The sequence below is a fragment of the Tumebacillus permanentifrigoris genome, from assembly GCF_003148565.1.
GTDB classification, from domain to species: domain Bacteria; phylum Bacillota; class Bacilli; order Tumebacillales; family Tumebacillaceae; genus Tumebacillus; species Tumebacillus permanentifrigoris.
This window is the reverse complement of record NZ_QGGL01000009.1, coordinates 153,220-167,042: the sequence shown is the minus strand read 5'-3', so window position 1 is coordinate 167,042 and position 13,823 is coordinate 153,220. Positions and strand designations below refer to the sequence as shown.

At 50.5% G+C, this 13,823-nt stretch carries 12 protein-coding genes; 9 read left to right on the top strand and 3 right to left on the bottom strand.

The features are described from left to right. The first annotated feature begins 69 nt into the window (after positions 1–69). The 7 genes from C7459_RS12060 (at position 70) to C7459_RS12030 (ending at position 7,321) form a co-directional block, all read left to right on the top strand. A complete protein-coding gene (locus tag C7459_RS12060) occupies positions 70–1,575 on the top strand; it encodes a pre-toxin TG domain-containing protein (RefSeq protein WP_109689561.1) in 1,506 nt (501 codons plus the stop codon). 17 nt (positions 1,576–1,592) lie between these two features. Then, entirely contained in the window at positions 1,593–2,048 is a 456-nt protein-coding gene (locus tag C7459_RS12055) for a YrhA family protein (protein WP_109689560.1), read from the top strand. Between the two features lie 287 nt (positions 2,049–2,335). Then, positions 2,336–3,517 carry a tetratricopeptide repeat protein gene (locus C7459_RS12050; RefSeq protein ID WP_109689559.1) on the top strand — a complete coding sequence of 394 codons (1,182 nt, stop codon included), beginning with the start codon at positions 2,336–2,338 and terminating at the stop codon, positions 3,515–3,517. 331 nt (positions 3,518–3,848) lie between these two features. Continuing rightward, complete coding sequence (locus tag C7459_RS12045; protein ID WP_170119433.1) at positions 3,849–5,141, top strand: helix-turn-helix domain-containing protein; 1,293 nt, start codon at positions 3,849–3,851, stop codon at positions 5,139–5,141. A gap of 335 nt (positions 5,142–5,476) precedes the next feature. Then, positions 5,477–5,953, top strand: a complete 477-nt coding sequence (locus tag C7459_RS12040; RefSeq protein WP_109689555.1) for a DinB family protein — start codon at positions 5,477–5,479, stop codon at positions 5,951–5,953. A 140-nt stretch (positions 5,954–6,093) separates the two neighbouring features. Then, positions 6,094–6,570, top strand: a complete 477-nt coding sequence (locus tag C7459_RS12035; RefSeq protein ID WP_109689553.1) for an NUDIX hydrolase — start codon at positions 6,094–6,096, stop codon at positions 6,568–6,570. Between the two features lie 133 nt (positions 6,571–6,703). Further along, the gene (locus tag C7459_RS12030; RefSeq protein ID WP_109689551.1) at positions 6,704–7,321 is read left to right on the top strand and encodes a hypothetical protein; all 618 of its coding nucleotides are present in this window, start codon (positions 6,704–6,706) and stop codon (positions 7,319–7,321) included. 170 nt (positions 7,322–7,491) lie between these two features. Here the strand turns inward: C7459_RS12030 and C7459_RS12025 are convergent, their stop codons facing one another. Together C7459_RS12025 and C7459_RS12020 are read right to left on the bottom strand one after the other, a co-directional pair. After that, positions 7,492–8,853 (bottom strand): amino acid permease, encoded by a 1,362-nt coding sequence (locus C7459_RS12025; RefSeq protein WP_109689613.1) that lies wholly within the window; start codon positions 8,851–8,853, stop codon positions 7,492–7,494. A 158-nt stretch (positions 8,854–9,011) separates the two neighbouring features. Further along, a complete protein-coding gene (locus C7459_RS12020) occupies positions 9,012–9,755 on the bottom strand; it encodes an alpha/beta hydrolase (protein ID WP_170119432.1) in 744 nt (247 codons plus the stop codon). A gap of 126 nt (positions 9,756–9,881) precedes the next feature. On the opposite strand from C7459_RS12020, the gene C7459_RS12015 reads away from it, so the two are divergent. Together C7459_RS12015 and C7459_RS12010 are read left to right on the top strand one after the other, a co-directional pair. Next, on the top strand, positions 9,882–11,501 hold the full coding sequence (locus C7459_RS12015; RefSeq protein ID WP_109689547.1) for a hypothetical protein: 1,620 nt from the start codon (positions 9,882–9,884) through the stop codon (positions 11,499–11,501). Positions 11,502–11,635: 134 nt separating this feature from the next. Next, positions 11,636–12,454: a YheC/YheD family protein gene (locus tag C7459_RS12010; RefSeq protein WP_109689545.1), complete on the top strand. Its 819-nt coding sequence runs from the start codon at positions 11,636–11,638 to the stop codon at positions 12,452–12,454. A gap of 193 nt (positions 12,455–12,647) precedes the next feature. Here C7459_RS12010 and C7459_RS12005 read toward each other — a convergent pair whose 3' ends face one another. Continuing rightward, positions 12,648–13,775: a glycosyltransferase family 4 protein gene (locus C7459_RS12005; protein ID WP_109689543.1), complete on the bottom strand. Its 1,128-nt coding sequence runs from the start codon at positions 13,773–13,775 to the stop codon at positions 12,648–12,650. Positions 13,776–13,823 lie beyond the last annotated feature (48 nt).

Genomic DNA, 13,823 nt, shown 5'->3' with positions numbered 1-13,823 from the left:
TGGGGAATGTAGCGTTGCAAAGGGGGTGTAATAAATATAAAATAAAAATTACTGAATTGAGGTGAGCCGATGTTACAAGCAGATCCGTATGCACTTCGGTATACGGCTTCACGTTTCTCTGCTGGAGCGAATGAGTTTCGCTTTCAAGCGTCTCGACTTGTTGGAAGCAAAATAGAGCTTGTCTCAAACGGATGGAAAGGAACAGCTTCGCAATCCTTTGACGCGCAAGTGGAGCACCAAGTCACCCATTTGAGAAAAAACGCCGAGGTTTTGGAGAATGCTACTACTGTATTGAATAGCCTTGCGAATAAGATGGAGCATGTCATGGAGCTTCGTAGACAAGCGGAGCAATGTGAGATGGCCAGTTGGGAGTACAGCGGTGATTCCCAAGACGATCTCCACCATAGGCAGAACTTAGCACGACAAGCGGCTTACTATCGCCAACAAGCCGAAATGGAAGCGAATCAGGCGGATTCGATGGCGGTTGGTCAGTTCCAACAGATCATGTCGATGATTCCAAACGTATTGAGCCACGTTCATGGGGTTGGGCGTTCTGGTGACCTTGACGACCTGCCAGAGCCCAAGAGAAGCTACTACAAAAGGCATCCTGAGTTGTTGGAAGATGATTCAACTGCGGAAGTTGCAAGCACGAGTTCTTGGGCATCGGTGAAAGAGGCTGATGAGAGATTTATTCAACAGGATGCGGAAGTAAAAGTAAGTTTACTGGGTTTGCTAAAACAGTTGACCCAAAAAGAAAGAATGGGCTATTGGGATGAAACTACAGTTCAACAAGTATTTGAGCAAGACTATGGAGACATGTCCATAGATGAGTTGAAAGCGCAGGTTTTTGCCCGTCTACTCAAAAATCAAGCCCAAACTGATCTTGATGAAATAGCGGTCATGAATGACACCATTTCAACAGGCGCTGACTTTATTCCCGTTTTGGGAAACCTGAAAAGTCTCGTGGAAGCAGTCACCGGCAAAGACTACATCACCTCACACGATCTATCTTGGTTTGATCGTGGATTTGCACTGGCTGGAGTGTTCGTAGGCGGCTTTGGAAAGGTTGCAGGTAAGGTCGCTAAACATGCTGCTACTTCCCAAGCCATTGAAAAAGTTGCTGAGAGGACGGGTGTTTTTGCAGGTACGTTGAAGGGAGAAAAAGTTATCCTTAAAGATGTAAAGACGCAGAAAATCGTGTATAACAAGAGAGCACCGGAAGATACGGCTCAGCTTCGGAAAGATTTTAATAGCGTCAGAAAAAAGTTTCTTAAAGACCTAGCGAATGACCCTGGAAAAGTCGAACAACTTAGGGAAGCAGGCTTAGCAGAAGCTGATATTGCTTTCATGAGGAATGGCAACGTTCCAATAGGTTGGCAGGTGCATCACAAATTGCCACTGGACGATGGTGGGACAAATTTATTCGATAATTTAGTTTTAATAAATAATGACCCTTACCATAAAGTTATTACAAATGCCCAAATGGAGGCGACTAGAGGGTTAAAGCCTGGCGAAAGTAAGACGATGGATTGGCCAATCCCAGAAGGGTTTGTATACCCCAAAAAAACAGAATGATTAGGAGGAGTTCGACTATGTGGCGAGATTTACTAGCAGATATTCAAAAAATAGTAGGCGAATATGGCTTTACTTTAAGAGAACCTGCAACTAGTCAAGAAATCGAGAGACTACAGGAAAATGTTGTATTAAAATTGAATGGGTTTATTTTACCTGACCACTTCGTGCAATTTTTAATGGAAGTAAATGGATTGGACTTCGATGGTTTAGTTATTTATGGGGTTGATAAATCTCTATTAGAAACTGAAGTAGAAGAGGCGATCCATGGTTTTATTGAAACGAATGAGATTTGGTATGAGAATGAATGGCAAAAACAGTACGTTTTCTTTGGGGATTCTGATATAGCGTTGTATTGTTATGATTTAACCAAAAAGATGTATTTGGAACTTGATAAACCTTCGTGTACCGTCATGAATGATTTTTATGAATTTAGTACGATGTTAGAAGATGCGCTTAAATCAAGATTATACTAAGAGATAATTGAAGATATTTTCGAAAAAGACAACCTGTTCCGTTTCGTTGAACAGGTCAATTATGGTCAGATACTACCATGATTGACCTGTTATTTTTGTTCGTTTTCTTGCGGTTTTTTCGAAACAACGCACCTTTGAACCCTGTGTAAACAGTAAGATCGTAATAGTTCGGAATATTCTATGAGAATATGTACAGAATTTGGGTCTTTTAGTATAATTGATTACTGATAAGTAGTGACTTTCGACTAATAAGTTGAACATAGAGACATAGTTCTGGGGGGATCGAAATGAATTCGCTTGTAGCTCCATCTTTTACAGCGGTAGACAAGATACCATTGGGTAGAAGGATCGAGGAGATCAAAAAGGAGAAGGGCGGATATTATTCCAATGTGGCGATGGCTGGCCGTATAGGTACTAACCATGAGACTCTTCGTTTGATGTGGAAGGGGAAACGTGAAATATATACATTTGAGCTAGATAAAATTGCAATAGACTTAAAGTTACCAGTCGAACGAATCTTGCAGGTAGATGTAAAGAAGGAAACGGAAGAACTAATAGCACTGTTGCTAGAACGTAAACATCCAGATAAAACCTTGAAACTAGCGTTAAAGTTAGCTGACCAAGCTTTAGGATTGTCAGAGAGATGCAATGCGATGCTTAGACTTGGGCAAGCATTCAACGATTCTTATCAATTCATTGAATCGAAAAATGCGCTCGAACAGGCACATCAACTAGCATTGAGGACTAAAGAGCATTACGGTGAGACAGATATATTATATAGTGTCATGTATCAACTCATGGCATCTTACACTGCCATACGAGATTTTAAGTCAGCCTCCGATCTACTTAACGAGATCATGCCATTTTTTGAAGAGACACCAAGCAGACTATCATCAATTAGCTATCAGAAGGCTATGATTGAAGAATCAAACGGCAATATCGTTGCAGCACACAAATTTGCTGTTGAATCAGTCCAACACGCTAAAGAATCCGGAAACCAAGTTCTATTAGCTCAAACCAAATTCAATCTAGCTCACTTTGAGTTCAAGATGGCCAACTATAGTAAGTCGCAAGTATTACTAACGGATGCCATAAAAGAATTTGATCAAGATAGTAGATCGCGAATCATCACTAGAAAAGAGATTGTCAAGACACTTCTAAAACAAGGGTTAAAATCCAGCGCAGTTACTGTGCTTGAGACTGCTATAGTGGAAGCGAGGGACATGAATTGGCGCGATATGTTGGGGAAGTTGTTGATCCTCTACACGTTAGCCACAGATCAGCCAAGTTATGCCAAAGCCATTCTTGATGATAACGGATATTCCTTGAAGATTCGCTACCTTGCTTGCAAATGCTTGCTAGAGCATTATAGGCTTTCTGGTGACGCACCAATGTTTTTACATTATCATGAGGTAGCAGAGAAGATGTGCATTGATTTCTCTGACTTCTTAGATGAAGGAGAGTTGTAGATGAAAAAGGGACTCATTATAGCTTTACTTTTTGTGTGCGTGGCATTTTACACAAATACTATCAGTAAGACTCTAGCTGAAACGACTCCAATTGGTGGAGATTCTGTAAAGATTTCAGAAACTATCCCTATTAGACCAGATTCGATAACTTTATCTCGGATTTAGTAACAGCGCAAAAGCGCCTTCTTTTATGAAGGTGCTTTTTTGCGAAATAGTCAGACAATTATTGTGTATGTAATTAGCGGCAACAACTAGATAAATATCTAACAATATATTAAACGGAGGTGATACTATGAAAACAGTTTAGTAATCAATGAGAGGTGGTAGTTACATGGAAACCTTCGGTCAACGGCTCCGTCAACTGCGGATGAAAAAAGGCTTATCCCAAATCCAACTAGCAGAAGGGATCGTAACCCCATCAATGGTTTCACAGATCGAATCAGACAAGGCAAAACCAAGCTATCACGTCTTGGGGAAGATCGCGGAGAAACTTGAAATCCCCCTAGACGAACTGATTGGGAACTTGGAACTGAACCTTGTCATCATCAGTAAGTACAGATTGGCAAAAGGCATGCTATCTGCCGGTGAATTTTCAGGTGCGTTGCCGTATTTGAAAAAAGTCATCCAAACGAATAATGGCAAACTCGATCCGTTTGAAATTCGCTATGACTACGCCTGCTGTCTGCTTGGGTTGAATCAGTTTCAAGAAGCCGAAGAGTCGTTCCAGCAATTGTTAGACCACGCACAATCAAATAGCGGAAGCCCCATCATGCTCATCCGTGTCTTTCATCAACTTGGGCAGCTAGAGTTGAAACGCAGACGATTTCAGATCGCAGAGCATTATTTGACAAATGCGCTCGCACAGATGCGTTCTTCTCATTTGAAGGACGTACATCTCCAATGCTCGTTGTTGCTGACGAAGGCGGAGATTCAACAAAAGTCGGGTCAATTGAAACAAGCAGTTGTTACGCTTCAATTGGCCTTGCCGATCTTTGATGAACGTGAGGACATTCAAGGACTGGGGAATCTCTATATGAAACTAGCTCAGTCCTCCCACGTTGCCGACCAGTACGAGCAAGCTACAGACTACGCCAAACGTGCCCAATGGTGCTTCGAGGCGTTGAACAACAAATCGGAGAAGTTGAGTCTTGAAGTCCGGCTTGCAGTTCTCCAAGGGGAGATGGGGAATTGTGACAAGGCGATAAGTGTTTTAGAGTTTCTTGTGGAGGACTATAGAAGACTTCGGCGGGATGAAGAAACGGGGATCACTGTAACAGAGCTTGCGAAACTCTATCTTGCTGGTGGGAAACTCGATCTGGCGGAGGAAGCGTGTCAAACGGCTCGCAAACTGTTGCCAACCGTTCATTCCTACCAAGCATGGGTAGCCAGGATTCAAGCTGGTATCGCAAAGGCCAGAAATCAACAGACTGTCGCGGTCAAATACATGAAACAGGCGGCAGACTGCTTCAAGCTCACCGATTGCCACATGGAATACGAGGAGACGATGCAGGAACTATCTCACTTGTACGAGTCCCACGATGACTGTCAAAGTGCGTTACGTGTCATGCACGAGATGTGGTCATTCAATCGGCAAGCACGGGAGCAAAAGGGGATCGTGCTATGAGTCAGGTTGTTTTGCCGAAGAACGTCAGTGAGTTTGTCCGCACTGATTCTGGCTCACACCTCCTCCTGTTACTATTGGAGCAATCGTTCGGGCATTCCCTCCAGCGGACAATCCCGTTGAACGAGCAAACATGGCACGAGAATACGGCAACAACTCAACCGTAGAATTGGACTTGGGGTTACTTTTAGGCCATCTCTCCATGATTCGGGTGCTTACCAACCTAAACAGTCGTGCAGAGGAAAGCCTAATCGTACCTGTCATGTCGCCCCGCAGGATAACACATTTATTTAGCGAATGGTAGGAGGAACATAGTATTAAATAAAGGGGATACATACATGTTGAAACTATTCGAGTATAACTGGCAAGTTCGCAAAGATTGGTTTGACTGGTGCGACCAAGTTCTCGAGGAAGAGTTGTTGAAGAAACGAACAGGCGGTCTGGGAAGCATTCTCTACACGCTGTACCACATTGTTTATGTCGAGTACGGCTGGATCAGTTTGTTGCAAGGAAAGGAGCCTAAAACGCTTCCGTCGCCTGAGGATGCCAGCGTGCAAACGTTAAGAGATTGTTCAGCACGATGCCATGCGGAAATCGCCCCATTCATCTACGCTTGGAATAGCAGCATGGAAGATAATAGATTGTCCGATCAAAACGAAGATACCGGCGAATGGGAAAGCTACAAATACGGGGAGATTATACGACATGTGATCGCCCATGAGATCCACCACATCGGACAATTGTCAATCTGGTCACGAGAAATTGGAAAGCCACCGGTTACCGCAAACTTGATTCGCAGAGGATTGTTTGATTAAAAACGACGCTGAAGAGAGCGAGAAGGGAGGACCTTGCCGCGTTTACCATCGCGAATGAGGTTTTTTTCTCACGCTCGGCGTTGGTCAGATATACCTTCCTCTCCCCAAAAATGCTACTCTAACCCCGAGGTGATCCGTACATGAAGGACTATGTCCAAGAAATCCGCCAACTCGTCGGCTCACGACCGTTGATCCTGACGGGCTCCTGCGTTCTGCTGGTGGATGAACAAGGCCGGCTCTTGCTCAACCACCGCACCGACAATGGATTCTGGGGGCTGCCTGGGGGGATCATGGAACCGGGGGAATCGTTGGAGGAGACGGCGAGACGCGAGATCTGGGAGGAGGCGGGCATCACCGTCCGTGAACTCCAGCTCCTCGATGTGTACTCCGGACCGGAGTTTTTCTACACCTACCCCAATGGGGATCAAGTACATAGTGTAACAGCCGCCTATCTCGCCACCGAGTACACGGGGGAGTTGAAGGCGGACCAGACGGAAACGTCGGAAGTCCGCTTTTTTGCACGGAATGAACTTCCGGCAGACCGCGAGATCGCGCCGCCGATGCTTCCGGTGATTCGCGCGTATCTCAAAACAATAGCATGGCGGCAACCTCGGTGAGTTGGCATTTTCACTACAACAGACTACAGAAGACCATTCAATAAACGAGACCACACCTACCTGCCATCGTTCATCTGTGACGGAGCGATGGCTTTTTCATCACACTGAATCGATGCACTGGAGGAGTACGGACATGAGCATCTTGGAACAATTGTCCTCACAAGTAGGGGACAGAACGGAAGCGGCGAACCGTCGAGTTGTGGCCGACTGCGTGGAGCATCCAGAACTTTTGCAGCACATCGTGCAGGGGTTGGACAGCACGGACAAAGGTCTCGTCGGCGACGCCGCCGAAGTGTTGACCCAAGTAGCAGAGAGCCATCCTGCCTACGTATCGCCCTACGCCCCGGCACTCGTCGCGCTGTTGAACCACAAGGCTACACGGGTACGCTGGGAAGCGATGCATGCGCTGGCACTCGTTGCGCACCTCACACCAGATGTGGTGGTCGAGTTGCTTCCGAAGTTGCGCGAGATGCAGAGCGTGGAGACGAGCACCATTGTACGCGACTACGCCGTAGAACTTTTGGGCAACTATGCAATTCGGGGAGAAACCGCGTCCACCGATGTGTATCCCTTGCTTGTAGAAGCACTAGAAGGAAAACAGCGATCTCGCGCCCTCCAAGGGCTGCTCGTGGTCGCCACCCATGCGCCGAGTTTCCAGGCTGAACTCCACCAACTCGCCGCCCGTTATCTAGACGACTTGAAAGCCGGAGTCAAGAAAGCGGCAATTGCTTTGCACAAAGCCACTTTATAGAGAAGAGACGACGAGCCCATGTCGCCTTTCTTCAACTAAATGGCCACCCAGCGACTTCGCCTACAAAAAACGACCACTGCTCACAAGGCTTGGTCGCAAGCATCGGCTCGTCCGCAGCTCATTGGCCGAAAAAGAGACCGTGCTCCCCTGTAGGGATGCACGGTCTTTTTTTACATCGCGGAGTTGCGAGCGTCTGTTGATTTTCTGGGATTCAGTAGCTGATAAGACATGGCGACGAGCACCATCACCAGCAAAGCGACCAGCGTCCCCGGCACAGGGGAAGTCGCGACCACCGCAAGGAAGATCACGACCAACGCGATCAATGCGATCCAAGTGGTCACAGGGAACGCCTTCACGTGGTACTCATGCGCGTCGAACACGTTCTGTCGGCTCTTGAGGTGCGCGACCAGCAACAGCATCCAGGTGATCATGATCGAATAACCGGGGATGACCATCAGGTAGTCGAACGTGTGCCCCTTTGCAAAAAACGCGATGATCACGCTGATGTACAAAAAGGCCGTGGAGGCGAGTAGTGCGCGCGCGGGCACTTTGTTTTTCGAGAGTTTCGCAAAATAACGGGGTGCCTCACCGTCTGTAGCTTGTGTGAAGAGCATGCGCGACGTGGCATACATACCTGTGTTCGCGGCTGACAGCACAGCTGTCAACATCACGAAATTCATGATGTCCCCGACATAAGGGATGCCAATGGCTGAGAAAACAGACACGAACGGGGAGTCCTCACCGAGTTGATTCCACGGTACGAGCGCTGTGATGATGAGGATCGGCAGGATGTAAAACACCAAGACGCGGTAGATCACACCACGTGCAGCACGCGGAATGGTGACCGAGGCATCTTGGGTCTCCCCGAGTGTCATCCCGATCATCTCGGTTCCACCAAAAGAAAGCATGACCACGAGCATCGATTGTGCCAACCCGGACAGCCCGTTCGGGAAAAATCCACCGGCATCTGTGAGATGCTGGAATCCTGTCGCCGGATGATCGCCAAATCCGGTGAACAACAGCAGGCCGCCGATGAGGATGAACATCACCAGCGTGATGATTTTAACGCCGGTCAACCAAAATTCAGTTTCGCCAAACACATTGGCTTGGAACAGATTCAAAACCGTGAGGGCGATCGACACGATCAGCGCCATCACCCACAGGGGCACGGTGGTGAACCAATGGCTCAGAAACACAGCTGCTGCGGCAATCTCGGCGGCCATGACCAGCACCCACGTGATCCAGTATATCCAACCGGCAAAGTACCCGGCGAAGCGACCCAGTATCGGTTCTAGCAGGTCTCGAAACGTGACGGCACGGGTGTTGCGCACCGCCATCTCCGCCAACCCTTGCATCACGAACAATAAAATGATGCCACCCAATAAGTAGGCAAACACAACGCTCGGACCCGCCATCGTAATCGAACTGCTGCTGCCTTTGAAGATCCCGGCACCGATCGCCCCACCAAGCGCGATCATCATGATGTGACGCTCTTTTAAACTGCGCGCCAACTCTTGCTTGTCCCTGCTCATCTCGATCTCTCCTTTGCTCATCTCACTCAGCTCATCTCGAGTCCTGATTCGTTCTAAAATAGCACAGTCGACATGTTTCGACAATAGGGATGTCTACCTATTGTACAAAAAAGCGACCACAGCCGCACGCGGCTTGGTCGCTTTTTCCATGTAACGCATCAAAAGGAAGTGTGTCTAACGAAGTGGTCCAACGCTCGCGGCAGATCCTCTTGCCAAAAGCCCCACGTATGGTCATGGTCGTACTCACCGTATTCCACCTCGACACCTTGCGCTTGCAACAGATCGCGCATCTGGCGGTTTAGCGCGAGGATGTCGATCACTTTGCCGGAGCCGCTCTTGAACTGATCCTCTTGCAGTCCGACCACTTGGTAGACCGGCACAGTCGCCAGGTCACGGCGACCTGCTACAGACGCGAAGCTCGATTCGTGGAACGCCCCCGACTGCAAGGCGAGGTAGTGGAATTTTTTCGGATAGCTCAACAGCGTGTGCAACGCTGCCGTCGCTCCGAGCGACGACCCCATGATCCCACGCGCTGGCCCCATCGGGAACGCCGCGAACTTCTCCTCGATCATCGGAACGAGTTCGTCTGCGAAAAACCGGATGTACGCTTCGTTGCGTGCGCCCTCCGGGTGGTAGTCCTCGCGGCGACGAGACTTGTCGACCGGTACGAACACCACGAGGAAACGCCCCGCGAGGCGGTCTTGGAAACGGTCGTTCAGGAGCGAGATCATCCGCCCCATCATCATGTAATCGGGGCCGTCATTGATGTACAGCACCGGGTATTTGTAGAGCTGTGAATAGTTGTGCGGCAGGTAGACATGGACCTCGCGCGTCTCCTTCAAGAATCGGCTGGCGATCTCAACGCGCTCGACAGTACCTGTCTGCTGTTCCGTGGACGACATGCAACATTCCTCCTCGTTCAAGTCCTTTTCATTATACCAAAACCTTCGGCTATTGATCAGACACATCTCTACTTTTCAAAAATCATGATTTGTAGTAATCTGGAAAAATATGAGGGGGCTCGACGAATGAAGAAATTTTTACGAATTTTTCCTTTTTTCTTGATTTTTATCGTCATCTTTGGCTTACAGACGTATTGGGAAACCACGGCCAAAAACCAGCCGTTTCTTGATCCGTATGGCCGCGCTGTCAAAGTCGGCACGATGACACCGAACCGCCCGGTCGAATGGATCGGGGAACACCGCTTCGCGTACCTCAGTGAGAAAAGTCTCGTGCTCGCCACGCTCGACCCGGCCACACAATCTACCACTGAGGAAAAACGGCCGATTCCGGCCGACGATATTTTTGCCTATACCAATTACAAATTGCTGGGCGACGACCTGTTCTGGATCGGCAAGGGGCAGACGCTGAAATGGGCCAAGTGGCAAGGGTCCGCATGGAGCCAGCCCCAAGAGATCACCAAGCAAGCCACCGCGCTCCAACTCCAAGCGGTCGCGGGCAAAACGTTGCTCACCGTCGGCAGGGAAGGCGATCTGCGCGTCTATGACGTCAGCGCCAACACACCGAACCTGCTGAAAAGCTATCCGTTGAAAAAAGTCACCAACGTGACCGCTGCACTCGATGACCAAGGCATCTACCACATCGGAGCGGTTGACCAGCTCAGCGGCGAGATGTACCACCTGTCCTACATGACGCTCGACACGAAGACTTGGCAGGGTGCCGACCCGATCGTCCTGCGCGAACTTTCGATGTCGACCGATACCTCGATTGACAGCAGTACATTTGGTGTCGACAAAACCCACGGGTACTTCCTCACCACGATCAAAATCGGCAAGCTCGGCAGCAAGACGTTGAACGTGTATTCCTTCCCGCTGACCCACCCGACCGAGGTACAGCAGTCGGCTGTCGTGACGAACACGATGATGGGGCACGAAGCCAAGGGCGTATATGGGGCGACGCTTGCTCAGGAGCAGGGCGACGACGGTTTGAAATTTGCCTTTGTCGCGAACTATGCAATCTCTCCGCGTGTCGGTGGGTATGAAGTATTCATCGGCTCGTTGCAGAACGGCGTTTGGAATCAGGACGCAGCCCAAGTGTCTAACATCCAGAAAGTCGCGCTCAACCCTGTCGTCCAGTACAACGGTCAGGAACTTACCGCGATCTTCACCGAGGAGACGACCTACGATACGTTCGACATCTTCGCGAACACCAACAACCCGCAGTACGCAGCCGCTTCCAACAAGCTGACGTCTACAGATCTCAAGCAAGCGGCGGGGCAAGTCCCGCTCTACTTCGGCGTTGTGATCGTGCAGGTCTTCGTCGCACTGGCTTGGCCGTGCATTTCCTACATCTATTTGATGTACTTCATCATTAAAAAGGAAGATGAGCTCTACGACAACGCCAGCCGACACTTCTGGGTGGCCGTGCTCCTGTACTTGGCCTCACAGATTTTCATCTTCGTAAGTTACAGCAACCTCGACAACTTCCGGGTCTATGCACCGGAGTGGCTCCAGTCCAATTTCGCGATCGTGATGCTGTTCTTGTGCTTTGCCCTCGTCTGCTACTTGTTCACCCTGATGTTCCGCAAGCTGATTTATGAACGCAATGCGATCCTCGAGTTTAGCTACTTCATGGGGCTGAACGTCTGGCTTTCCCTGCTGGGCATCTCGTATTGGATGGCGTACTAAGGATCGTCTACAAAGCAACTCGGCTCTCGTTGGAGCCGGGTTGCTTTTTGCCGTGTAGACCGTTGTCCGTTGCACAGGGTTGACCGCCTCCATAGACTGTGGTGAATCATGACGGAGAGAGAGGCGACGGCTTGATGAGCACGAAACCCATGCTGCCGGGTAGCAAGTGGCTGAAACACAGCATCATCGCACGGTCGGCAGAACTGCGCAAAAGTCTACCCGATTCGGCGCTGTACTCCTATGCCCAGTTGGAGCGGTATCTGAACCGGTACAAGACGGTGTTCGTGAAGCCGACGATCGGCGGGGGCGGTCACAACATCTTTTGCGTAAAACGCTTGGAGGAGGGCGGGTATCTGGTCAAGATGGAACGCAAGCGGATGCAGACATCGTCGCTGCGTCGAATTCATGACTGGATCACAGAATCTGCCCGGCAAAAACATCGCACCTTCATGATTCAGCAAGGCATCGACCTCGCGCTCTGGCGCGGGCGGCCGGTCGACTTGCGCACGATTGTGCAGAAAAACCACCGCGGGGACTGGGAAGTCACCGGGATGTTCTCCAAGATCGCTGGCAAAGACTTGGCGATCACCAACGTCAGCGCAGGTGGAACTGCGCACTCCGTCGAGGAATATCTGACAGCCCTTGGCTACAAGCAAACCGAATCGCAAGCGATCCTCCGCAGTCTGAATTCGGTGTCGTTGGGCATTGCCCGGCAGTTCGGACGGACGTATGGCAACGCCACCTATGGCCTCGACATCGGGCTTGATCGGCAGGGCAAGCTCTTGCTCATCGAGGCGAATACAGTGCCACGGATCGATATCTTCCTGTTGTTGAAGATGCCGCGCAGTTACGCACGGGCGAAGAAATTGTGGGACTTGTACAGCTCAGCCAACGACATGGCGACCAAGAAGTATCGCGGACGGCAACGAGCGGAACGGGAACAACGTCGCTGAGAAAAAGGCTTGGTTCGCACGGGCGAATCCAAGCCTTTTTTCGTTACGGACGGCGGAGTTCGTAGGAGATTCCGACGTTGGTCTGCGCGATACAAGTCAAGCCGAGGTTGTGCAGGACAGTCGTTCGGTGTGCAAGATCGGCATGCGGTGTGAACCTCCGTGGTTTGTCATTTCCTCTAGGGTAGCACAGGGGTCATAGCTTGCGATATAACGTCTCGAATTTCTGTGCAGTGCGCTCCCAAGAGAAGTTGGTCACCGCCCAATGGTGGGCCGTGCGTCCGAGAACTTCGAGCCGGGCCGGGTTGTCCAGCAACCGGTTGATGACGGTGGCGAATGCGACAGGCGAGGTGTAGTTTTGCACGAGGTGGCCACTGATCCCGTCAGCGACGGCTTCGCGGATGCCCCATGCCTTGCTGGCGATCACAGGCAATCCGCAGGCGGCCGCTTCGGTGTTGACGAGGCCAAATGCTTCTGGGGCTTGCGAGGGACAGACGAACAGGTCGGCGGCACAGTAGTACGCGGGCAAGCGATTTTGCGGGATGAAGCCGAGGAAGCGAACGGGCAGGGCTTTGGACTTGGCGCGTACCGCTTCGTGAAAAGCGGACGTGCCGTGCGGGCGTCCGCCGATGATCCAGAGTTCGGTGTTGCGGTGTTTTTGCCGGACTATGCGGAAGGCATCGAGCAGGACGGTGATGCCTTTGCGCGAGATGAAGCGTCCGACGAATAGCAACACGCGGCGATCGGAGGGCACGCCGAGCCGCTTGCGGGTCGCTTTGCGCAACGTTTGACCCTGTGCAGAGAAGCGCGAGGGAAAGCGGCGCACGTCGAGACCGGGGTGGATGACATGGATCTTGTTCAACGGGAGGGCGGGGTAGCGCCGGACGAGCGAGCGCTTCAGATAGTGGCTGTTCACCACCAATGCATCGAGTTTGGAGAGACCTTTGTTGACAGTTTGGAGCGGCGTGGAGGCGATCAGGACGTTGGAATGGAGGTTGAGGATGAGGGGTGTCTTCGGATACGCGGCTCGTAGCACGGGGACGAAGGCGATGCGGTTTTCGATGTGCAAGATGTCGGGGTGCTGCGTATGACCTTGCAGATCACGGATCACTTGCCGAGCGTAGGGAAGTCCTCCCTGGGTGACGAGACGGCGGGTTGTCAACTTGCCGGTCTGTCGGGTGCTAGGTTGGCTGGACTTGGCGTAGAGGGTGATGGGATGACGGGTGGAGAGGGCGGTTGCGATTTCTTTGGCGTAGATTTCTACAGAGGTGCAAGGTGCGGGGGGAAGTGGGACAGAACCGGGAGACAGATAGCAAATGTGCATAGAATCGGCTCCTCAGAGGTGTATCTTGTACTACTCTATGGGGAGACA

Coding starts and splice junctions, on each gene's coding strand:
- C7459_RS12010 (WP_109689545.1), top strand. CDS start 11,636: ATGAGCACGAAACCCATGCTGCCGGGTAGCAAGTGGCTGAAACACAGC.
- C7459_RS12050 (WP_109689559.1), top strand. CDS start 2,336: ATGAATTCGCTTGTAGCTCCATCTTTTACAGCGGTAGACAAGATACCA.
- C7459_RS12030 (WP_109689551.1), top strand. CDS start 6,704: ATGAGCATCTTGGAACAATTGTCCTCACAAGTAGGGGACAGAACGGAA.
- C7459_RS12005 (WP_109689543.1), bottom strand. CDS start 13,775: ATGCACATTTGCTATCTGTCTCCCGGTTCTGTCCCACTTCCCCCCGCA.
- C7459_RS12020 (WP_170119432.1), bottom strand. CDS start 9,755: ATGTCGTCCACGGAACAGCAGACAGGTACTGTCGAGCGCGTTGAGATC.
- C7459_RS12045 (WP_170119433.1), top strand. CDS start 3,849: ATGGAAACCTTCGGTCAACGGCTCCGTCAACTGCGGATGAAAAAAGGC.
- C7459_RS12015 (WP_109689547.1), top strand. CDS start 9,882: ATGAAGAAATTTTTACGAATTTTTCCTTTTTTCTTGATTTTTATCGTC.
- C7459_RS12025 (WP_109689613.1), bottom strand. CDS start 8,853: ATGAGCAGGGACAAGCAAGAGTTGGCGCGCAGTTTAAAAGAGCGTCAC.
- C7459_RS12035 (WP_109689553.1), top strand. CDS start 6,094: ATGAAGGACTATGTCCAAGAAATCCGCCAACTCGTCGGCTCACGACCG.
- C7459_RS12055 (WP_109689560.1), top strand. CDS start 1,593: ATGTGGCGAGATTTACTAGCAGATATTCAAAAAATAGTAGGCGAATAT.
- C7459_RS12060 (WP_109689561.1), top strand. CDS start 70: ATGTTACAAGCAGATCCGTATGCACTTCGGTATACGGCTTCACGTTTC.
- C7459_RS12040 (WP_109689555.1), top strand. CDS start 5,477: ATGTTGAAACTATTCGAGTATAACTGGCAAGTTCGCAAAGATTGGTTT.